The following is a 22692-nucleotide window of genomic DNA, read 5'->3' on the forward strand; positions in this document are numbered from 1 at the left end:
AGCATAGTGATTTTTTTATAATAAGATTAGTTCTTATTAAGTTCGCTATAAATTAGGATAAGCTTCATCAATTATTTAACTAATTTTCTTAAATAGTTCCGCAATCAGCTAAAATATTAAATCGTTTACACTTAGTTTACTCTACTTTATCGACTATGTATTTACACTAATCAGCTATTATTGGTACTATATGGAACAAAAAAAATAACCCTGCCACTGCAGAGCTATTTTGCTTCTAATATAACCTATTATTAACTTCCTTTGCGGAATTAAACTCAGTGAAAATATCTTCAGCATTTACTATCTTAACAGGAACATCTTCACCCATCATTATTTGACTGGCCGTTTTCATAAGTTGTGGACCTAAAAGTGGATTACACTCTATTGTACAATACATTTCACCCTTTATTATTGACAATAAAGCCTCCCTAGTGCCATCTATTCCAATAACAACAATATCTTTACCCGGAACAAGTCCAGCCTCTTTTATTGCTTCTATTGCACCAAGGGCCATATCATCATTATGAGCATACACTACATTTATATCTTTGCTTCTTGTTTTAAGAAATTTTTTAATTACCTGCTTGCCATTTTCAAAACTAAAATTTCCAGTTTCAGTTGCTACTATTTTATAGTTATGATAATCTTTAATTACTTCTTTAAATCCAGCTTCTCTTTCAATTTGAGGTGCTGATCCCATATTACCTTGAAGTTCAAATATATTTACATCTTTATCTTTAAACCTAGTTAGTAATAATCTTGCAGCGCGCCTTCCTTCCTCTATAAAATCTGATCCAATATTACAGTTCCAAAGAGAATCATCTGAATCAACGCTTCTATCACTTAGTATTACAGAAATTCCTGCATTTTTTGCCTCCATCAAAACGTCATCCCATCCAGATTTTACAAATGGTGAAAAGGCAATTACATCTACTTTCTTTTTAATTAAATCCCTAATTAATTTTTTTTGATCAGCTTGAGTATAGCCATATTCTCTAAAATCCAAATTGATACCATCATTTTTAGCTGCAGTTTTAATTGATATAGAATTTGCATCTCTCCATTTACTCTCCGATGTTAATTGTGCATAACCAATTGTTATATCCTTTTTTTCTACTGATTTCTTAAATTTATTATTTAAATATTCATTTACATTTTCCATAGTGATTTTTTCACTTTTCAATATGGTTTTTTTGGGTATATCCGTTTTTTTATTTAATATCTCCATAGCATAATTTATGGCTTCACTACCACCCGTTTTACAAGTAAAAGTTCCCTGAAGTATACCCTTAGAAACTAAATCCAGTCCACCATTTTCTCCAGTAAGACCATCCACTCCAATAATCTTTATGTTTTTAAGGCCTAATTTATATACAGCTTTATAAGCGCCTAACGCCATGTAATCATTATGCGTAAAAATAACATTAATATCTTTATCCTCTTTTAATACTTCTGTAATCTTATCTTCTGCTTCATCTCTTTGCCATTCACTTACTATCGTTCTAAAAATTTTAACATTTGGATGTTTTTTAATTACTGACTTAAACCCATTACTTCTTGCAATAACAGGTGATGAATCTAATACTCCCTGAACCTCTATAACTTTGCCTTGATTTTCACCAATTAAATCTACTACCAGATTCCCAGCTTGAATCCCTATATTTTCATTGTCTGGTCCAATATATAATGAATAGTCATACCCCTCAACAGCTCTATCTAGAACTATTACTGGTATTGTTTTATATACTTCACTAACTAGCGGAGTCAATTTTTTCGAATCATTTATTGATACAATTAATAAGTCCACACCCACACTCACCAGCTCATTTATATCTTTTTTTTGTTTATTTGTATCACCACCAGCATCCTTATATACTATTTTTATATTTTTATACTGCTTTGCTTGCGCTATTATTTCTTTATTCATTGATATTCTCCAAGGCTCGGTTAAATTTGCCTGTGACATTCCAATAACAAATTCCACTCCTTCAGACTTTTTTATATTAACAATTTTTATAGTGGATATTACAATTATAATTAGAATTAATATAAACAAATATAATCTATATTTTATAAAGTGTTTAATCAATTACAGACCTCCTCCTCTATATTCAGTTGGAGCAACCCCCATAACCTTCTTAAACGCTTTACAAAAGTAATGTTGATTATTATATCCTACTGCTCTAGCTATTTCATAAATTTTAAGTCTAGGGTCATCCATCATACAAATAGATTTTTTTATTCTAAACATAGTTAGATAATCAATAAATGAAAGACCAACCTCATGTTTCAATAATTTACTTAAATAAGATGAACTAACGCTAAATTTTTCTGCTACGTCACCTAAACTGAAATCGTTTAAATAATAATTAACATCAATATGTCTAATAGCCAAAAGTACTACAGGTTTATACTCAGATGTTCTTTTTATATTTGAGATAATGTCATTATAAGCATTACGTGTACCATAAATACCATTTTTGATTATCCTTTGTTCTAGAATTGCGATATAGTTCAAATAAGTATATATCTTATTTACTATTTCGTTACCTATACTTACCCATTCAGAAATATTTTTAACATTACAAATTATAACAATATTATTATCCTCATCAATATATGTAATCTCAGGATTAGTTTTGTTTAACAGCTCTAGCGTCACATTAGTTAATGCAAAATTTAATAAATCTCTATCCCAGTCTTTTGAATACACCTTATAATTTAGCCTCTCTATTACTTTAATTATTACTATTCCAATATTAGAATCAAGGTTAAATTTAAAAAATTTTAACTCACTTAATACTTTTTGATCTGTATAGCTTCCATTGAACCAATTGCTTATAAAAGTTTGTTTTAACATATCAATATTTTCATCTAATTGTCTATTTGTCAAATCCAAATAAACATTATTTTGATTGTTTTTTCTCAATTCTTCCATAGCTCTATTCACTGTATCTAGAAGGGCGTCCTTTTGAACAGGTTTTAAAAGATAGTCAAAAACCTTAAGTTTCAATGCCTCGTGCATGTATTCAAATTCATCATGTCCTGTAATTATTATGATAATACAGTCGGGGGACTCTCCATTTAATTTTTTAATAAGTTCCATTCCATTTAAAAAAGGCATACAAATATCTAAAAACATTAAATCTGGTTTTAATTTTTTAATTTGTTTTAATGCAATTTCACCATCCTCAGCCTCACCAACTACCTCAATATTTAATTTACTCCAGTCTAAAGAATTCTTTATACCTCTACGAATTCTTGACTCATCATCGGCTATTAAAAGTTTATACACACCCTTCACACTCCAATAATTTTCAAAATACAATATCTCTAATATACTCCTAAATATTGTACATGTATATTTATTTGTCTATGTTAAGTTATTTTAATTATCAATAAATTGTGGTATATTATTCACATAGATTATATATAAATCATAATTAAGGTGGTATGAAATATGAATGAAACAGTAAGATTATTAAAAAGTCATAAATCTATAAGAAAATATAAGGATCAACTAGTAGAAGATGAAAAGGTTAAATCTATTATAGAATGTGCACAAAGTGCATCAACTTCAAGTTTTATTCAAGCTTATACAATTATAAGTGTTGTTAATAAAGATAATAAAAAAAATATAGCACATCTTGCTGGGGATCAAATTTATATAGAGCAATGTCCATTGTTTCTAGTTTTCTGTGCAGATTTAAACAGGAGTAAAAGTTCTTGTGAACTAGGCAATAAAACTATGGCAGAGATTAATACTGAAGCCTTTATTTTAGCAACCGTTGATGCAACTCTAGCTGCTCAAAACGCTTTAATTGCTGCAGAATCTTTAGGACTAGGTGGGGTTTATATAGGAGGGCTACGAAACAATCCATCAGAGATATCTAAAATTTTAAAACTGCCTACTAGCGTATACCCCGTATTTGGATTGTGCCTTGGTTATCCAAATCATAATCCAGATGTAAAAGAAAGGTTACCAATCGACGTAATATTTAAAACTGATGAATATAATACTGATGGTGATGCTAATAAAATTGATGAATATGATACTTATATTAGTGCTTATTATAAGAAAAGGACTAAAGGAAAAAGAACAGATACATGGACAAATCAAGTCTCTAGTCTAATGAGCAAGTCTCAAAGACCACATATGAAAGATTTTTTAGACAAACAAGGATTTAAAATGAAATAGTATATAAAAGTAAAGACATTTCCATATGGGAATGTCTTTACTTTTATTACACATTTTTAGTATAAAATAATATTTCATTTATGCAACTTCATTTTTTCTTATTACACTTAAAACAACACAAATTGACATTAAAATAATAGCAAATACAATAGCAGTCATGCCAGCTAGGACTCCAAAAGCATCTGCTAATGCGCCTGTTATTATCGGCATTAAAATAGCGCCACCGCCGCCTATCATAAGAAGTATTCCCATAGACATAGGATAATCTTTAATTATATTTCCAATTCTAGATATTGTTATAGGATAAATACCTGCCATCGAAAATCCTAATCCCATTATAGCAATTGTAATTATAGTTAGATCTCTAGATGAAAGCAATAATACGTAAAAAGCAACAGTTGATATACTTGTTGTTACAAGTAATTTCTTCTTAGATACTTTTTCACTAATAAATGCACATGTTAATCTACCAGCAAGCATAACTACCCAAAGAAGCGATGCAAGTTTTTGTGCATCTTTTATGGTCATTATTTGTGCATCTATAAAATATTTAACTAACCACCCATTAATAGTAGCTTCTGCGCATAAATAAAAAAATAAAATTCCTGCACTAATCCAAAAATATCTACTATTCATGAATTCATAAGATATTTTGACTTTTTCTTTCTGTTTAACAACATCATCTAATTTCATTTTAGAAAACATAAAAATAGATATAATAGCAAGGACAATAATAACTCCTACAGCTATTTTCCATCCATTGTCTCCAGCCATTTTTGTACATAAAATAACTAAAAATGGAGCACTTAAAGCACCTATAGCAAAAATACTATGTAAAATATTAAGAGCTGCTGAACTACTGCCTGATAATTCATTTACTGTAGTATTGTTAAAGTTAGAAATGCTACCCCTACTTAATCCTGTAAATGCAAATCCTATAATTAATAAAACTGGATTGCCTGTTAGAATCATAATTAAAAATCCCATGACAACAAAACTACATAAAAACATAATTGATTTTTTTCTGCCTAAATAAAGTGGCAACACACCAGCAATAAATCCAGATATTAAATTACCAGCTTGATGAGCAGAAAGTAGTGCACCACTCATTGTATTATTTAAACCATATTCATCACTAATTATTGGTAAAAGCGACCCTAAAATCATAGCATATAAGCCATTTACTGCAAAAACAAAAAAGCAACAATTTATAATATACCTCTTGTCTTTATCTAGTTGCGTGTAAAATGATTGCTTTTTCATAAAATAAAATCCTCCCCCTAATATGTAAATACATACTTCTTAATATATCACAACTATAGGAATTATGCTGACTTTTATAAAATTCAAACATAATTTTATATTTAAAAAAGACCTAAGTATCTAACTGATAATAAATAGATATCCCATACAAAATTATTTCAAACAAGTTGAAAATAAAATGTATGGGGATAAAGTTAGATTTAAATTATTTATTTAATAATATTAGAGTTTATATATTTTTTCAAATCACTTTTTATCATTAAATAATAACTTGGAACTGCGTACACTAATATACCCATTTTTAACATTTGTGGAACATACCTACCAAACAATACATCTAGTCCATCACCAAAGTAGTATGCACCAAGCCCAACTAAAAATAGATTTAAGATATAAAATACTATACCTATATTAAGCCTTGAAAATCCTCTTGCTACAACATAAACAATTAGTGCTGCACTTAAGAGCCCTAGTAGTGAGGACACTATCAGGAGCATTGGACTCCCGGTTGCCGAACTTGTTAATATAAATAAGGTTACTTCTAGAAGCTCTCTAAAAAATGTTATAGCTGCAAGAATAAATACCCCTTTTTGACTTAATGAAATAAATTGTTGATTAGGATCTATATTAAAAGATTTATTCTTCCTTAAAAGCACTACACTGTACAATACCAATCCAGCTAATACTATACCAAGAAGCCCATCAAATAACTCTCCCGCAGGACCGTTTAATAAAGCAACTTGTGAGAATATTATTGATCCAGTTATAGTTGCAATAAAAGTTCCTAAAGCGCCACCTAGCAATGCACTCTTAGTCATCCCATATAGTTTGTTTTTGTTAAAATAAACAACTAATGGAATGATAACCAAAAAAATTTCTATGCCTTCTCTTAAGCATATTATAAAAGGAGCAAACATTGTTAATCGCCTCCATATCACCATTTGTAGACTTGTCTACATTATATAATATGCTGATTTAACATTATGTTTCGCATCCTTATTCATCCTTTTATGATAATTTAAAATCTATAGTTTTACCTACACATGTTTATAAAATATTTATGTGCTTCTAAGTTATTTGTAAGTTCTGGGTGAAAAGAAGTAACAAACATGTTATTTTGTTTTGCTGCTACAACTTTATCATCAACAGTACAAATTACTTGAACTTCCTTAAAAACTTCTGTAATTACTGGCCCACGAATAAAAACTAGAGGTAACGGCTCCTTTGAAATTTCACTGATTATAACATTCCTTTTAAAACTATCAATTTGGCTTCCATATGCATTTCTTTTTACTTTTATATCCATAACTTTTAAATATCCATCAGGCTCTCCTTCAATATACTTAGCAAGTAGTATCATTCCCGCACAAGTACCCCACACAGGAAGTCCTGAAATAATTTTTTCTCTTAAAGGTAGTAGAATTCTTGTTTCCCTTAATAGTTTACCTATTGTTGTACTCTCTCCACCAGGTAAAATAATTCCATTTAAATCCTTCATATCTTCAAGTTTCTTAACCTCAACGCCCTCATGCCCAAGCTTTTTAATATGATTTAAATGTTCTATTACTCCACCTTGAAGTGATAAAACTCCAATTCTCACTTTTACCATCCTCTTTCTGCAAACTTCTCTTTAATTTCACTTATTTCAAGCCCACTCATTGCTTTTCCAAGATTCTCTGAAACTTCTGCTATAACTTTAGGATCATTATAGTATGTGGTTGCGAGTACTATAGCTTTTGCTACAGCCTGAGGGTTTTCTGCTTTAAATATTGCTGAACCTACGAAAACTCCTTCTGCTCCAAGTTGCATCATGAGTGCTGCATCAGCTGGCGTTGCTATTCCGCCTGCAGCAAAATTAACTACAGGAAGTTTACCATTCTCCCATACATATTCTATCAAATTAATTGGGGCTCCAAACTCTTTAGCAATTGTCATTAATTCTTCTTTTGGAGCATTTTTTACTTTTCTGATTTCATCCATTATACATCTCATGTGCCTTACAGCTTCTACAACATTTCCTGTGCCAGCTTCACCTTTTGTTCTTATCATTGCAGCACCTTCTCCAATTCTTCTTAAGGCCTCTCCTAGATTTCTTGCTCCACAAACGTATGGAACCTTAAAATCCCATTTGTTTATATGATACTGCTCGTCTGCCGGGGTCAAGACTTCACTCTCGTCGATAAAATCTACTCCTATCTCTTGAAGAATTTGAGCTTCAACAAAATGACCTATCCTACCTTTTGCCATTACCGGAATAGTTACAGCTGCTTTTATTTCTTTAATCATTTTAGGATCAGACATTCTAGCAACTCCACCTTCTTTTCTTATGTCTGATGGAACTCTCTCTAGTGCCATGACCGCGCATGCTCCTGCCTTTTCAGCAATTATTGCCTGCTCCACATTTACCACATCCATAATTACTCCGCCTTTAAGCATTTGAGCTAAATTCTTATTAATTTCATATCTTTCCATAAAGTACCTCCCACAAAATTATTTAATAGGCAGAGTATAACATACATTTATATTAATAAAACAATGTATGGGTACAATTTCTTTGTATTGCTAACTTTAAATAAAAGACTTTACTTTAACAACTTTAACTAATATACTAAGGACAGTTAATAATTTAATATATAAAACAAGGGGAGCTCACATTATGAGCTGAGATAGTGATATTATCACTGACCCTCATAACCTGATTTGGGTAATTCCAGCGTAGGGAGTTTTTTACAACGTTTTTTGTTGCAGGCTCTTTATGAGCTTGCTTTTTTTATTTTAAAAATAATTTAGCTATAAAGGAGATTATAAATTATGTATACAACTCAAATGGATGCTGCAAAAAAAGGTATAATAACTAAAGAAATGAAGATTGTTGCAGAAAAAGAAAATATGCCTGAAGAAATTTTAAGAGAGAAAATAGCAAGAGGTGTTGTTGCAATACCCTCAAATAAAAATCATAAAATACTAAGTCCAGAAGGTGTTGGCGAAGGTCTAAGAACAAAAATTAATGTAAATCTAGGTATTTCTAAGGACTGCTGTGACATAGATGAGGAAATGAAGAAGGTACAATTATCCATTGATATGAAAGCTGAAGCTGTTATGGATTTAAGCTCTTTTGGTAAAACTGAAGAATTTAGAAAAAGACTTATTTCAGACTCTACTGCCATGATAGGAACTGTTCCAATATATGATGCACTTGGTTTTTACGATAAGGAACTTCAAGACATTACTTCGCAAGAATTTATAGATGTTGTTGAGAAACATGCAAAAGACGGAGTTGACTTTGTAACAATTCATGCTGGTTTAAACATTGCTACTGCAAATGTTTTTAAAAGAAATAAAAGAATTACTCATATAGTATCAAGAGGAGGATCTCTTTTATATGCTTGGATGGAACTCAACAATAAAGAAAATCCTTTTTATGAACATTTCGATGAAATATTAGACATATGTCAAAAATATGACTTAACTATTAGTCTTGGGGATGCCTGTAGACCTGGCTCTATTAACGATGCAACTGATGCTTGCCAAATCCATGAATTAATGGTTCTTGGAGAATTAACGTTAAGAGCTTGGGAGAAAAATGTACAAGTTATAATAGAAGGACCTGGCCACATGGCAATAAATGAAATTGAGGCAAATGTGTTAATGGCTAAGAAATTATGTCATGGTGCACCTTTTTATATTTTAGGACCACTAGTTACTGATATTGCTCCAGGTTATGACCATATTACAAGTGCCATAGGTGGTGCTTTAGCTGCAAGTTGTGGAGCAGATTTCCTTTGCTACGTTACTCCAGCAGAACATCTAAGACTTCCTAATGTTGATGATGTGCGTGAAGGTATTATTGCTGCCAAGATTGCAGCTCATGCTGGTGATATAGGTAAAAAAATCCCTGGTAGCCGTGACTGGGATAATGAAATGAGTACAGCAAGGCAGAGTCTTAATTGGAAGAAAATGTTTGAGCTTGCAATTGATCCAGAAAAAGCTATACGATACAGAAAAGAATCAACTCCAGAGAATGCAGATAGCTGCACTATGTGTGGAAAAATGTGTTCTATGAGAACTATGAATAAAATTATGAATGGGAAAGACCTCAATATATTAAGAGATGATTCTTAAAATAAAATTTACCATAGAACCTAAATTCAATTAAATCAAAGGAACCTAATCAATATATGATTAGGTTCCTTTGATTTAAATATTTTGTATAGATTAAGAACAGATAATATCACTCTTTTGACATTATAGGTTTAGATATTCTACCAGTCTTTCTTAATTTAGCTTCCAGCACTAAATTTATATATCCCGGGCAATATTTTTTATAGTTTTCCATTTTCTTGTTGTGCAAACCATATTTAATATTTTCTCAAACATGGTATTATTTAGTTTTGTTTTTCCATATCCATTTGGACAATATAAATAAATCTCTTTTTTATTAATTAAAAATTTCTCGTTATCTTCTTTTTTTATATCTAAATTCAATAATAATTTAGGGTCAGGAATGTCTGACATTATAACTACATGCAACTTATCAAGTTCGACATTTGTATCATTTACAAACGGATTATTATTTACAATGCTTCTAAACTCCTCTTCGTTTCTAACAATAACCTTAACAAAGAATCCAAAGGTATCGTTAATTTTCACTTCAATAACCCTAGTTAATTTTACAATATCAGTAATATCATAATCGAAAACTACATTTCCACTCTGAATGTAAGTTTTTACATTTTTAAATTTAAGTGATTCAAAAATGTTTTTAAGATCTATCATTTTTATTCTATTTTTCCCAGCAACATTAATCCCTCTAAGTAAAACTACATATCTCATCAAATTAACTTTTTATTACATTTATAGGTATTTCCCCTATAAATTGTAACAGATTATCCACCGCGATATCCATAAGACGTTGCCTAGATTCTTTTGGTGCCCATGCAATATGTGGTGTAATCAGACAATTTTTTGCTTGCATAAGTGGATTGCTTTTTAGCGCAGGCTCTTCAGACAGAACATCTACTGCTGCGCCAGCTACTTTTCCACTATTAAGAGCATCAGCTAGGTCTTGTTCAACTATTAAAGGTCCTCTGGAGGTATTTATTATAATTACCCCTTTCTTCATTTTGCTAATGGATCTTTTGTTTATAATTCCGCTAGTATTATCATTTAAAGGGCAATGCAAATTTATAACATCAGATTTTGCATATAACTCATCTAATTCAACATATTTAAATGAATCAGATTCTAAAGACTTATCCTTGGACGGATTATACGCTAACACATTCATACCAAAAGCTAAAGCAATTTTTGATGATGCCTTACCTATTCGTCCCATACCGATAATTCCCATAGTTTTTCCAGATAGCTCTATTAACGGGTAATTCCAAAAACTAAAGTCTTTACAATTAGTCCAAGCACCTTCTTTTACGACATCATTATGTTCTCCTACATGATGACAAACTTCTAGTAAAAGAGCAAAAACGAATTGTGCAACTGACGCCGTACCATAAGCTGGCGTATTGGTTACTGTAATTCCTAGTTCACTGGCTGCTTTTACATCAACCACATTATACCCTGTTGCAAGAACGCCAATGTATTTTAGTTTAGGTAACCTCTTTAAAGTTTCCATACTTAATGCTGTTTTGTTTGTGAATATTATTTCGCAATCATAAGCCCTATCTTCTATTTCCTCTAATGTTGTTCTATCATAAACCGTAAAATCACCTAATTTTTCAATTCCTTCCCAAGACAAATCTCCTGGATTTAAAGTAAAACCATCTAAAACTACTATTTTCATATAAGCCTCCTCTAAAGATATATATAAATTATAGCTACTTTAAATGAAATAAGATATAGTGCACGCACTATACCTCAAACATCATTTCAATACTTGCACCGGGTGGAACCATTGGTGACGCCATTTCATCAGGGGCTACCCTAAAATCTATAACAACAGGTCCATCCCATGCTATTGCTTCATTTAATGCATTTACAACCTGGCTATTTGTATCAACTCTAATGCCTTTAACTCCAAAACCTTCAGCAATTTTTACAAAGTCAGTTTCTCTCTCTAATGTAGTACTAGAAAAACGCTTTGAATAAAATACATTCTGCCATTGTCTTACCATTCCCAGAACACCATTGTTTAACAATATTATTTTTACTGGTATATTATATCTAGCGGCTGTACCTAGCTCATTAAGATTCATTCTAAAGCTACCATCCCCTGCAATATCGAAAACCATATCTTTTTTACCTATACTTGCACCTATTGCAGCGCCGAAACCATACCCCATAGTACCGAGTCCCCCAGAGCTTATAAATGTTCTAGGTTTAGTATAAGTAAACGCCTGCGTTGCCCAAATTTGATTTTGACCTACCTCAGTGGTTATTATAGCCTCGCCATTTGTAATTTCACATATTTTTTTAATTACATATAGAGGATTTACAGTTTCAAACTCATTTATTTTTATAATCTTTGCCTTATCCTTTTTAATAAGTTCCTTAGCACAATTAGTCCATTCATTTTCTTCTCTGCCCTGAAGCTTTTGTAGTAAATTTCTTAACACATCTGTTACGTTTCCAATTATCCAACAATCAGCCTTAATATTTTTTGATACTTCTGCTTCATCTATGTCTATATGAATAACATTAGTGTTTGCCGCAAAAGTTTTTGGATCACTAATAACTCTATCACTAAATCTGGCCCCAATTGCAATAATTAAATCACTAGAAGTTATGCACCTATTAGATGCGAACGTTCCATGCATGCCAAGCATTCCCGTGTACATAGGGTGTTTACCATTAAAAGCACCAAGACCCATCATAGTGCTACAGACTGGGCACTTAAGCTTATCTTGAAGCTTTATTAATACATCCTGCGCCTCTGATATATTACACCCACCACCAACGACAATTATTGGTTTAGAAGACTTTTGGATAGCACTAATAGCATCAATGATTTGATCCGAATTCACGGGTTTTTGCTCTATTATCTCTGGAATTTCAGCAGTGTATTCACATTCTAATCCAGTTATATCCTTAGGTATATCAATAAGCACAGGACCAGGTCTTCCACTTTTAGCAATTTTAAATGCTTTCCTAATAGTAGGAGCTAAGTCATTAATATCTTTAACTAAAAAGTTATGTTTTGTAATAGGCATTGTTATCCCAACAATATCAACCTCTTGAAAAGAGTCTTTTCCTATAAGCGTAGTTGGTACTTGCCCCGTAATTGCAACCATAGGTACAGAATCCATATAAGCAGTTGCAATTCCTGTTACAAGATTAGTAGCTCCGGGACCTGATGTAGCAAGACATACTCCTACTTTCCCAGTTGCCCGTGCATATCCGTCTGCTGCATGCGCAGCCCCTTGTTCGTGAGAAGCTAATATATGAGTGATCCCTTTAAAAGAATAAATTTCATCGTAGATATTTAGTACTGCTCCACCTGGATATCCAAATATGATATCAGTGCCTTGTTCTTTTAGACATTCTAGTAAAATCCTTGCACCTTTGCACTTCATTTTAATCCCTCCTTGAGTCTTGAAGTAATTTATATTCCACCGAATCAACCAGTGCTTTCCAGCTGGCTTCTATAATATCATGTGAAACTCCAACTGTTGTCCAGGTATTAAATCCATCTGTAGATTCTATTAAAACTCTAACTTTTGCACTAGTTGCTTTATCTCCACCTATTACTCTAACCTTATAATCCGTTAAATACATAGGAAGCGTAGATGGGTAAAACACACTTAGAGCTTTTCTAAGTGCCTTATCTAAAGCATTTACTGGCCCATTTCCATCCGCTGCCGTTACTTCCATAACTCCATTCACCTTTATTTTCATGGTAACCGTAGAACTTCTATCTGTCCTTATTGGTTCATCAATCATTACCCTGTACTCCACAAGTTCAAACGAAGGTGTAAATAATCCTAATTCCTTAATTACCAATAATTCAAAACTTCCTTCTGCTCCTTCAAACTGATAACCCATATGCTCTAACTCTTTAAGTCTCTTCATTATTCTAGTTGTAGCTTCTGAGTTCTTAGTAATAGTTGAATCAACTTTATTAATTATTGACATTATGGTGCTGCGCCCTGCTACTTCTGACATAAGCTGGGTTCTAGCATTCCCTACCTCAATAGGATTTATATGTTCAAAAGAAATAGGGTTTTTTCTCACAGCATCAATATGCATTCCACCCTTATGTGCAAAAGCACAACTCCCAACATATGCCTCTCTATCATTTGGAATTATATTACTCACTTCGCATATATATCTATAGTTTGCCACGAGCTTTATCAGGCTTTCTTTTGGCAAAACATCATAATTCATCTTTAACATTAAGTTTCCAATTATTGTGCTTAAATTTGCATTTCCACATCGTTCTCCAAGACCTGTAAAAGTCCCTTGAACTTGACGAACACCTGCTTCCACTGCAATTAAAGAGTTAGCCACTGCAACTCCTGAGTCATTGTGACAATGAATTCCTAAATTATTAAAACCTTTAACTAATAAAATATCTATAATAGGTTTTATAGCATTTGGCAGAGTCCCCCCATTAGTGTCACAAAGCACTATCCAATCTGCACCTGCATTTCTTGCAACTTCAAGTACCATAAGTGTATACTGAGGGTTATTTTTATAACCGTCAAAAAAATGTTCGGCATCAAAGATAACTTCTTTATTTAATACTTTTAAATACTCTATAGTCTCTTTTATCATAGCTAAATTTTCAAGCAGTGTAGTTTTTATTATTTTAGTTACATGAAAATCCCATGCTTTCCCAAAAATACATACCACATCAACACCTGAGTTGATTAGTGCTTTCAAATTGCTATCTTCATGAACCTTTATATTCGCTTTTCTTGTACTTCCAAAAGCGCATAACTTAGAGTTTTTTAGTTTAATATCTTTAATTTTTTCAAAAAATTCAGCATCTTTTGGATTTGAGCCAGGATTACCTGCTTCAATATAGCTCACACCTAATTCGTCAAGTTTCTTTGTGATTTGGAGTTTATCCTTAACACTAAATGATATTCCTTGTGCCTGGGATCCATCTCTTAAAGTGCTATCAAAAATGTATACTTTATCATTCAAAATCTACCACCATCCTATAAATTACCCGAGCTAGATGTCAAAGAGAACCAAGTTCATTTTTAATTTTATAGAACTTGGTTCTCATGTGTTATATTAACAACTTTATATTCGTTGTTGTATTTTATATACTTATAGTTATATTTTATATGCTTAATAATTGTATTTTATATGTGAATCAGAATATTATTTATTCCAAGACATCATTTTTCTAAGCTCTGCACCAACTGTTTCTATTTGATGTTCACTTTCTATTCTCTTTGTTGCGTTAAAAAATGGTCTTCCAACTTGATTTTCAAGAAGCCAGTTTCTAGCAAAAACTCCTTTTTGAATATCTGTTAGTACATCTTTCATAGCCTTCTTTGTATCTGCAGTTATTATTTTGTTTCCTGTTATATAGTCACCATATTCTGCAGTATCACTTATTGAATATCTCATCATGTTTAAACCACCTTGGTTTATTAAATCTACTATAAGCTTCATTTCATGACAACATTCAAAGTATGCCATTTCTGGTTGGTAACCGGCTTCTACAAGAGTTTCAAAACCAGCCTGTATGAGCGCCGTAACTCCACCACAGAGAACCGCTTGCTCTCCAAACAAATCTGTTTCAGTTTCTTCTTTAAATGAAGTTTCCATAACTCCCGCTCTTGCTCCACCTATTCCTAAAGCATAAGCCAAAGCCACCTCTTTTGCATGTCCTGATGCATCTTGATGTATAGCTATAAGACATGGTACTCCTCTTCCTTCTAAATATTGGCTTCTAACTGTATGTCCTGGTCCCTTAGGAGCTATAAGGAATACATCTATATCTGCTGGAGGAACTATTTGTCCAAAATGTATAGCAAAACCATGAGCAAATACTAATGCCTTATTTGCTGTAAGATTTGGTTCTATACTCTCTTTATATAATTGTCCTTGCTTTTCATCATTTACAAGTATCATGATAATATCAGCTGCTTTTGCTGCATCAGCTGCCGTCATAACTGTTAGTCCTGCTTCTTCAGCTTTTGCCCAAGACTTACTTCCTACGTAAAGACCAACAATAACATCAACACCACTCTCGTGTAAGTTTAATGCGTGAGCATGCCCTTGACTACCATACCCTATTACTGCAACCTTTTTACCTTTTAAGTTTCCTAAATCACATTCATTTTCGTAATACATCTTAGCCATTATTAATTCCCCCTATTTTTTATCTATCTCCTTAGATTATTGTGCCTGCACCTCTTTGCATTGCAATAAATCCACTTCCGACTATTTCTAAAATACCAAATGGTTCTATCAAATTTTCAAAAGCACACAACTTACCATTATCACCTATGATTTGTAAAATTAATGTTGTTGGAGTTACATCAATTACCGAAACGCCAAAAATTTTACCGATATTAATAATTTCTTGCCTATTGCCTCCTTCAGCTTTAACCTTAACAAACAACATTTGCTTACATATAGAGTTTTCATTATCTAATTGCTCAACTGAATGAACATCTTCAAGCTTTCTTATTTGTTTAATTATTTGATCTATTCCTTCGTCATCTCGAACTTGAGTTAATAAAGTTATTCTTGCAAACTTTTCGTTCTCAGTATGACCAGATGAAACTGTATCAAGATTAAATCCACGCCTATTAAACAATGAACATACTCTTGTCAGCACTCCTGGGTTGTTATCAACTAAAATTGACAGTACATGTGAAATCATAATATCGCCTCCCTTTTCACAAATAAATAATTTCAAGTTAGCTTGCAATTCATAGCAAACATTTTATGTATCGTACCATCTAAAAAATAAATTGTCAACCGAATTCAGAATATTTTTTTTATTGACACATTGACTTTTTTTTTAATTCGTAGTATATTATGGTACAAGCAAATTTTTAGGAAGCTGCTTATATATTTAAAAGCTTTGATAGGGAAGAGTATTTATTTTAATATTTTATAAGAGAGTGGGATTTGCTGAGAACCCATGAATATTAAAATTATGAAAATCACCCTGGAGCTGCAGGCTGAAAAGAAGTCATCGACCTCTTGTAAGCTGTGCCGGCAATGCCGTTATTTAATTAAGATAAATTTGGGTGGTACCGCGGACAGACTCTCGCCCCAGGCTAGAGTGCTGTTTTTTTTATACAATAAAATAATCAAAAACTATTAATACAAATTTTTCAGATTTAAATAAGGAGGGTTCAAATTAATATGGGAATGACAATGACGCAAAAAATACTGGCATCACATGCTGGTTTAAAAGAAGTAAAAGCTGGTCAATTAGTTATGGCAAACCTTGATTTAGTTTTAGGAAATGATGTTACAACACCAGTTGCAGTTAATGAATTTAATAAAATGGGTGTTGCAAATGTTTTCGATAAAAAGAAAATTGCAATTGTTCCTGATCATTTTAGTCCAAATAAAGATATTAAATCTGCTGAGCAATGCAAATGCATCCGTGAATTTGCATATGCAAAGGGAATTGAAAACTTTTTTGAAGTAGGACAAATGGGTATCGAACATGCCCTCTTACCAGAAAAAGGACTTGTTGTAACTGGTGATGTTGTAATTGGTGCAGATTCTCACACTTGCACATATGGTGCTTTAGGTGCTTTTTCAACTGGAGTTGGATCAACTGATATGGCAGCAGGTATGGCTAGCGGGAAATGTTGGTTTAAAATTCCTGAAGCAATAAAATTTGTTTTAACAGGCAAAATGCAAAAATGGGTTTGTGGTAAAGATGTAATTCTTCATATCATAGGAATGATTGGAGTAGATGGAGCACTGTATCAATCAATGGAATATACAGGCCCGGGCCTTGCTAACTTATCAATTGATGACAGGTTTACTATAGCTAATATGGCTATTGAAGCAGGTGCTAAAAACGGAATATTTGAAGTTGATGATGTAACCTTAGATTATGTAAAAGAGCATTCAACTAAAACTCCTGTAGTTTTTAAAGCTGATGATGATGCAGAATATTCTAGAATAATAGAAATTGATTTAAGTACTATAAGACCAACAGTAGCTTTCCCTCACCTTCCAGATAATACTAGAACTATAGATGAAGTTGGTGAAGTAATAATAGATCAAGTGGTTATCGGTTCTTGTACTAATGGAAGAATAGAAGATCTTAGAATGGCAGCAAGCATCTTCAAAGGCAAAAAAGTTCATCCTAAACTTAGAACATTAATTTTTCCTGCTACTCAAAAAATTTATCTTCAAGCACTAAGAGAAGGTTTGATTGAAATATTTATAGAAGCTGGGATTGCAGTAAGTACTCCAACTTGTGGACCTTGCCTTGGCGGTCACATGGGAATACTTGCAAAGGGTGAAAGAGCCCTTTCCACAACAAACAGAAATTTTGTTGGTAGAATGGGTGATCCTGAAAGTGAAGTATATCTTTGTAGCCCAGCAGTAGCTGCAGCGTCTGCTATAACAGGAAAAATTTCTTCACCTGAGGAGGTAATGTAATGTTTAAAGGAAAAGCTATTAAATATGGTAATAATGTAGATACAGATGTTATAATTCCTGCACGATATCTTAATACTTCAGATGCAAAAGAACTTGCAGCTCACTGCATGGAAGATATTGATAAGGATTTTACATCGAAAGTTAATAATGGAGATATAATGGTTGCTGGTAAAAACTTTGGCTGTGGATCTTCAAGAGAACATGCACCTCTCGCTATAAAGACTGTAGGTATTAGTTGCATTATTGCTGAAACCTTTGCAAGAATATTCTACAGAAATTCAATTAATATAGGTTTACCAATACTGGAATGTTTCGATGCCGCAAATGATATTGACGACGGAAATGATATATCAATTGATGTAGTTTCTGGAGTTATAACAAATAATACAAAAGGCAAAACCTATCAGGCAACACCTTTCCCAGCATTTATGCAAGAGATAATAAGTGCAGAAGGCCTTATTAATTATCTTAAAGAAAGGACTGAAGATTAATGAAAAAGATAGCTGTAATTAAAGGAGATGGAATTGGACCAGAGATAGTTATTGGTGCAATTAAAGTATTAGATGTTATATCTAAAAAATATAATTTCCCTGTAGAATACACTGATGTTTTAATGGGTGGAATTGCTATAGAAGAAACAGGAGTCCCTCTACCTAAAGAAACTATAGATATTTGTAAAAACAGTGATGCAGTTTTACTTGGTTCTGTTGGCGGTCCCAAATGGGATACCCTTCCAGGCAATTTAAGACCAGAAGCTGGCCTTCTCGGAATACGAAAAGCCCTTGACGTTTTTGCAAACTTAAGACCTGCTATTCTTTTTCCACAATTAAAAGAGGCATCAGCTCTTAAACCAGAAATACTTAAAGATAACATCGATATAATGGTTATAAGGGAACTTACAGGTGGTATATATTTTGGTGAAAGATCAAGAATAGACCTTGAAGATGGTGGCCAAAAAGCATGGGATACAATGGCTTATTCAACTTATGAAATAGAGAGGATAGCTAAAGTTGGATTTGAAACTGCAAGAAAAAGAACTAAAAAGCTTACCTTAGTTGATAAGGCTAACGTGCTTGAGAGCTCAAGACTTTGGAGAGAAGTAGTTTCAAAAATGGCGGCTGATTATCCAGATATAAATTTTGAAGTACAATTAGTTGATAGTTGCGCAATGCAACTCATAAGAAATCCAAGTCAATTTGACACGATTTTAACAGAGAATATGTTTGGTGATATCTTAAGTGATGAAGCATCAATGCTTACTGGATCACTTGGCATGCTACCATCAGCTAGTTTAGGTAACACTACTCTTGGAATATATGAACCAATACATGGATCAGCGCCGGATATTGCAGGACTTGATATTGCTAATCCAATTGCAACTATAATGAGTGTTGCAATGATGCTTAGATATAGTTTTAATATGGAGGATGCCGCAAAAGATATTGAAGATGCAGTATCTAAAGTTTTAGACAAAAATTATAGGACCCTTGACATTATGGGGCCTGGAATGATCTCTGTTGGCACTATAGAAATGTCAGATCTTATTGTAAAAGAAATTATTTAATAAAATTATCATTTTTTATGTTATACTATCTAATAAATGCTTTGAACAGGAGTAGTAAAAGTCATTTGAAATTCTCAGAGAGCCGAGGTAGCTGCGATTCGGTAATTTCATGATTTTGAACTTGCCCTGGGAGCTATCTCCTGAAACTAAGTAAGGTGGATCGTTTGTCCTGCGTTAATTGGACATTGAGTGAGTTTTAGTGATAAAACTAACTAGAGTGGTACCGCGAAGAAACTTCGCCTCTTGATTGAGGGGGAGTTTTTTTCTTTTTGAAAAAGCTAGTCTTTTTTATTTATTTATTAATAATAATTATAAAGGGGTGTTTTAAATGTCATATAAAAAATACAAACCATATGGTAGTATAAATATTACTAATCGTCAGTGGCCTGATAAACAAATTAATAAAGCTCCAATTTGGTGTAGTGTTGATTTAAGAGATGGTAACCAGTCCCTTCCTATTCCTATGAATGTAGAAGAAAAGGTAAACTTTTTTAAACTACTTGTGGATATTGGTTTTAAAGAAATAGAAGTTGGATTCCCTTCCGCCTCCAATACTGAATATAAGTTTTTAAGAAAATTGATAGATGAAAACCTTATTCCTGATGATGTTACTGTTCAAGTATTAACTCAATCAAGGGAACATTTAATTAAAAAAACTTTTGAAGCTCTTAAGGGCGCAAAAAGAGCAATTGTTCATCTTTATAATTCAACCTCAGTTTTACAAAGAAAGGTTGTTTTTAACAAAAGCAAACAAGAGATCATTGATATTGGAGTTACAGGTGCCAAACTTCTTATGGAGTATAAAGATATGTACCCAGAAACAGATTTCTCTTTTGAATATTCTCCTGAAAGTTTTACTGGAACTGAACTTGAATATTCCCTTGAAATTTGCGAGGCAATACTCGATGTATTAAAACCAACTCCATCAAAAAAAATTATCTTAAACTTACCATCAACAGTTGAAATGGCTACTCCTAACATTTATGCAGATCAAATTGAATGGTTCTGCTCAAATATTAAAAATAGGGAAAGTGTTATTATAAGTCTTCATACTCATAACGACCGTGGTACTTGCACTGCCTCTTCCGAGCTTGGAATTCTTGCAGGCGCCGACAGAGTTGAAGGAACTCTATTTGGTAATGGTGAGCGAACTGGAAATCTTGATATTATGGTCATGGCTCTAAACATGCATGTTCAAGGTATAAACCCAGAGCTTAACTTCTCAAATCTTTATGAGATTGTAGACATTTATGAGGGCTGCACCAAAATGAATGTAAACGCTCGCCACCCTTATGCTGGAGAACTTGTTTACACTGCCTTTTCAGGATCACACCAAGATGCAATTAACAAAGGTCTTAAAGCTCAACTTGACTCTAATAGTAGTTTTTGGGAAATTCCTTATCTTCCAATTGACCCCCATGATGTTGGACGAGATTATGAAGAAATTATCCGAATCAACAGTCAATCTGGTAAAGGTGGCGCTGCCTTTATAATGGATAATGAATTTGGTTTTATTTTGCCTAAGTCCATGCAAAATGATTTCGGTACCTTGGTTAAAAATAAAACCGACCTTCTTGGAACAGAACTTAGCGCAAATCAAATTTATGATTTATTTAGTAATGAATATTTAAATATAAAGTCTCCAAATCTATTGAAAAGTTATACCATACAATCAGTTCAAAATGTTGAAACAGATGAAAATATAGTTAATATACAAGCATTGATTTCAGTAAGCGGAAAAGAGATGAATATTTCTGGAGTTGGAAATGGTCCAGTAGACGCATTCTTCAACGCTTTACATGCTTCAAATATTACTGGTTATAGCTTTATATCTTATGATGAACATGCACTAGGTAGCGGTTCAACCGCTAAAGCTGCAACTTATATACAAATAGAATACAATGGGCAGAGGTATTTTGGAGTTGGTGTGTCTGCAAATATTGACACATCCTCACTAAATGCTCTGTTTAGTGCTATTAATAGAAAAGGTTAAATAAATAGATGGAGCCTAAAGTTTTGCTTAAGCTCCATCTATTATTAGATATAAAATTTCCTTTGATATATTTAATCCTCCCGCAAAAATTTTATCATTCTAAGTTTTAATATTTGCTTTTTTTAGTGCATCTTTTAATTGTATTTTTTCTTTTGTACTAGCCAATATTTCACTGTCTTTTTCTAAAAGTTCACCTTCAAGAATGCTACGCTCTAATATTTTTTGAATTAATTGAGCTGCTGTGGATAATGCCTCCTCGATAACATATATACGGCTTTTAATTATATCCGGAATCTTTTCATAGCAATTAATTGCTATGTTATTCTTTATTCCTAAGGTTTTTTCCATTTGAAAAATCTTTTCCTCTATATTCTTAGGTTTGATTAATATAAAATTGCTACTTTTTAAATAACCAAAAATATTATCATTTAAAGTAATAGGCACCTCCAGTTCTGCAAGTCCATATTCACATCTATATATTTTCCCTGATAATTGCGTATCGCTTTCGCTATCATATTTTATTTTAGAACAAGGATGCACCGAATGACACATATCACAAAAATCATTTATATAATCGTCTAATGTAAGAATTTTATGTTTTTCATCGTAAATATTAACTGTAATTTTTAAAATCTCAGCCAACTGTTCTTTTATATTTTGTAATATTTCAACAGGAATCATTTCTTGCAAGTTTCTTTCCATAGTAATCATGTAGTGTTTTTCCAATTGAAGTAATTTTATTGGTACATAAGCTACTATAAAAATTAGTTCCTCTTTTCCAGTATTATATACTTCATGCTCTGAATAAGGTGGGCAGTAAATCAACATTGATTTACAAACATTTTCTTTCTTACCATCTGTAATAAATGTCCCTTGTCCTTGCGCCACGTAAAAAAGCTGTTCCTGTCCCAGATGTAAGTGTTTTTTTTGCCTACAACCTATGTAAATTTTTACTTGGCCCACACTTAAACGAGTATACGGAGAGTTATTTGGTTCATGTAACCATGATATTTCACCCCATGAGAATATTTGCTTATCATATTTGTTTTTATTGTCGAGCAAGATCATATCATCCACCACCTAAAATGTTAAAATATAAAGTTTTATATATATATATTA

At 32.5% G+C, this 22692-nt stretch carries 19 protein-coding genes, 1 riboswitch and 2 other annotated features; of the genes, 6 read left to right on the top strand and 13 right to left on the bottom strand.

Going from position 1 to position 22692, the window contains the following annotated elements:
* Positions 1–235: 235 nt before the first annotated feature.
* A complete protein-coding gene (locus tag KPL55_RS21910; RefSeq protein WP_216308890.1) occupies positions 236–2089 on the bottom strand; it encodes a substrate-binding domain-containing protein in 1854 nt (617 codons plus the stop codon).
* A complete protein-coding gene (locus tag KPL55_RS21915) occupies positions 2090–3295 on the bottom strand; it encodes a response regulator transcription factor (protein WP_216308891.1) in 1206 nt (401 codons plus the stop codon).
* 165 nt (positions 3296–3460) lie between these two features.
* On the opposite strand from KPL55_RS21915, the gene nfsA reads away from it, so the two are divergent.
* A complete protein-coding gene (gene nfsA / locus KPL55_RS21920; RefSeq protein WP_216308892.1) occupies positions 3461–4198 on the top strand; it encodes an oxygen-insensitive NADPH nitroreductase in 738 nt (245 codons plus the stop codon).
* Positions 4199–4276: 78 nt separating this feature from the next.
* On the opposite strand, the gene KPL55_RS21925 is transcribed toward nfsA, so the two are convergent.
* From KPL55_RS21925 to pdxS, 4 genes are all read right to left on the bottom strand, one after another.
* Positions 4277–5461 (bottom strand): MFS transporter, encoded by a 1185-nt coding sequence (locus tag KPL55_RS21925; protein WP_216308893.1) that lies wholly within the window; start codon positions 5459–5461, stop codon positions 4277–4279.
* A 209-nt stretch (positions 5462–5670) separates the two neighbouring features.
* Positions 5671–6378, bottom strand: a complete 708-nt coding sequence (locus KPL55_RS21930; RefSeq protein ID WP_216308894.1) for an FTR1 family protein — start codon at positions 6376–6378, stop codon at positions 5671–5673.
* A 116-nt stretch (positions 6379–6494) separates the two neighbouring features.
* Positions 6495–7061 (bottom strand): pyridoxal 5'-phosphate synthase glutaminase subunit PdxT, encoded by a 567-nt coding sequence (gene pdxT, locus KPL55_RS21935; RefSeq protein ID WP_216308895.1) that lies wholly within the window; start codon positions 7059–7061, stop codon positions 6495–6497.
* 2 nt (positions 7062–7063) lie between these two features.
* Positions 7064–7933, bottom strand: coding sequence for a pyridoxal 5'-phosphate synthase lyase subunit PdxS (pdxS, locus tag KPL55_RS21940; RefSeq protein ID WP_216308896.1), 870 nt, complete (start codon positions 7931–7933; stop codon positions 7064–7066).
* Positions 7934–8092: 159 nt separating this feature from the next.
* Positions 8093–8200, top strand: a riboswitch (TPP riboswitch).
* A 69-nt stretch (positions 8201–8269) separates the two neighbouring features.
* Here pdxS and thiC point away from each other — a divergent pair.
* Positions 8270–9583, top strand: a complete 1314-nt coding sequence (thiC, locus tag KPL55_RS21945) for a phosphomethylpyrimidine synthase ThiC (RefSeq protein ID WP_216308911.1) — start codon at positions 8270–8272, stop codon at positions 9581–9583.
* A 177-nt stretch (positions 9584–9760) separates the two neighbouring features.
* Here thiC and KPL55_RS21950 read toward each other — a convergent pair whose 3' ends face one another.
* The 6 genes from KPL55_RS21950 to ilvN all read right to left on the bottom strand — a co-directional run bounded on the left by KPL55_RS21950 (position 9761) and on the right by ilvN (position 16262).
* A complete protein-coding gene (locus KPL55_RS21950) occupies positions 9761–10294 on the bottom strand; it encodes a DUF1697 domain-containing protein (protein WP_216308897.1) in 534 nt (177 codons plus the stop codon).
* A gap of 4 nt (positions 10295–10298) precedes the next feature.
* Positions 10299–11258, bottom strand: a complete 960-nt coding sequence (locus tag KPL55_RS21955) for a D-2-hydroxyacid dehydrogenase (RefSeq protein WP_216308898.1) — start codon at positions 11256–11258, stop codon at positions 10299–10301.
* A gap of 67 nt (positions 11259–11325) precedes the next feature.
* Positions 11326–12987 carry a biosynthetic-type acetolactate synthase large subunit gene (gene ilvB / locus KPL55_RS21960; protein ID WP_216308899.1) on the bottom strand — a complete coding sequence of 554 codons (1662 nt, stop codon included), beginning with the start codon at positions 12985–12987 and terminating at the stop codon, positions 11326–11328.
* A 1-nt stretch (position 12988) separates the two neighbouring features.
* The gene (gene cimA / locus KPL55_RS21965) at positions 12989–14566 is read right to left on the bottom strand and encodes a citramalate synthase (RefSeq protein WP_216308912.1); all 1578 of its coding nucleotides are present in this window, start codon (positions 14564–14566) and stop codon (positions 12989–12991) included.
* Positions 14567–14746: 180 nt separating this feature from the next.
* The gene (gene ilvC / locus KPL55_RS21970; protein WP_216308900.1) at positions 14747–15736 is read right to left on the bottom strand and encodes a ketol-acid reductoisomerase; all 990 of its coding nucleotides are present in this window, start codon (positions 15734–15736) and stop codon (positions 14747–14749) included.
* A gap of 31 nt (positions 15737–15767) precedes the next feature.
* Positions 15768–16262, bottom strand: coding sequence for an acetolactate synthase small subunit (ilvN, locus tag KPL55_RS21975; RefSeq protein WP_216308901.1), 495 nt, complete (start codon positions 16260–16262; stop codon positions 15768–15770).
* A gap of 195 nt (positions 16263–16457) precedes the next feature.
* Positions 16458–16666 (top strand) — a binding site (T-box leader).
* 81 nt (positions 16667–16747) lie between these two features.
* Between ilvN and leuC the strand changes: the two genes are divergently transcribed.
* The 4 genes from leuC (at position 16748) to leuA (ending at position 21573) form a co-directional block, all read left to right on the top strand.
* Positions 16748–18016 carry a 3-isopropylmalate dehydratase large subunit gene (gene leuC / locus KPL55_RS21980; RefSeq protein ID WP_512699274.1) on the top strand — a complete coding sequence of 423 codons (1269 nt, stop codon included), beginning with the start codon at positions 16748–16750 and terminating at the stop codon, positions 18014–18016.
* On the top strand, positions 18016–18507 hold the full coding sequence (gene leuD, locus KPL55_RS21985; RefSeq protein ID WP_216308903.1) for a 3-isopropylmalate dehydratase small subunit: 492 nt from the start codon (positions 18016–18018) through the stop codon (positions 18505–18507). Before leuC ends, leuD begins: the two co-directional genes overlap by 1 nt.
* A complete protein-coding gene (gene leuB / locus KPL55_RS21990) occupies positions 18507–19580 on the top strand; it encodes a 3-isopropylmalate dehydrogenase (protein WP_216308904.1) in 1074 nt (357 codons plus the stop codon). Before leuD ends, leuB begins: the two co-directional genes overlap by 1 nt.
* 32 nt (positions 19581–19612) lie before the next feature.
* Positions 19613–19827 (top strand) — a binding site (T-box leader).
* An 81-nt stretch (positions 19828–19908) separates the two neighbouring features.
* Complete coding sequence (gene leuA, locus KPL55_RS21995) at positions 19909–21573, top strand: 2-isopropylmalate synthase (RefSeq protein ID WP_216308905.1); 1665 nt, start codon at positions 19909–19911, stop codon at positions 21571–21573.
* 99 nt (positions 21574–21672) lie between these two features.
* Here leuA and KPL55_RS22000 read toward each other — a convergent pair whose 3' ends face one another.
* Positions 21673–22641, bottom strand: a complete 969-nt coding sequence (locus KPL55_RS22000) for a PocR ligand-binding domain-containing protein (protein WP_216308906.1) — start codon at positions 22639–22641, stop codon at positions 21673–21675.
* Positions 22642–22692 lie beyond the last annotated feature (51 nt).

It is taken from the genome of Clostridium lacusfryxellense, from assembly GCF_018861735.1.
GTDB lineage: Bacteria > Bacillota > Clostridia > Clostridiales > Clostridiaceae > Clostridium_AD > Clostridium_AD lacusfryxellense.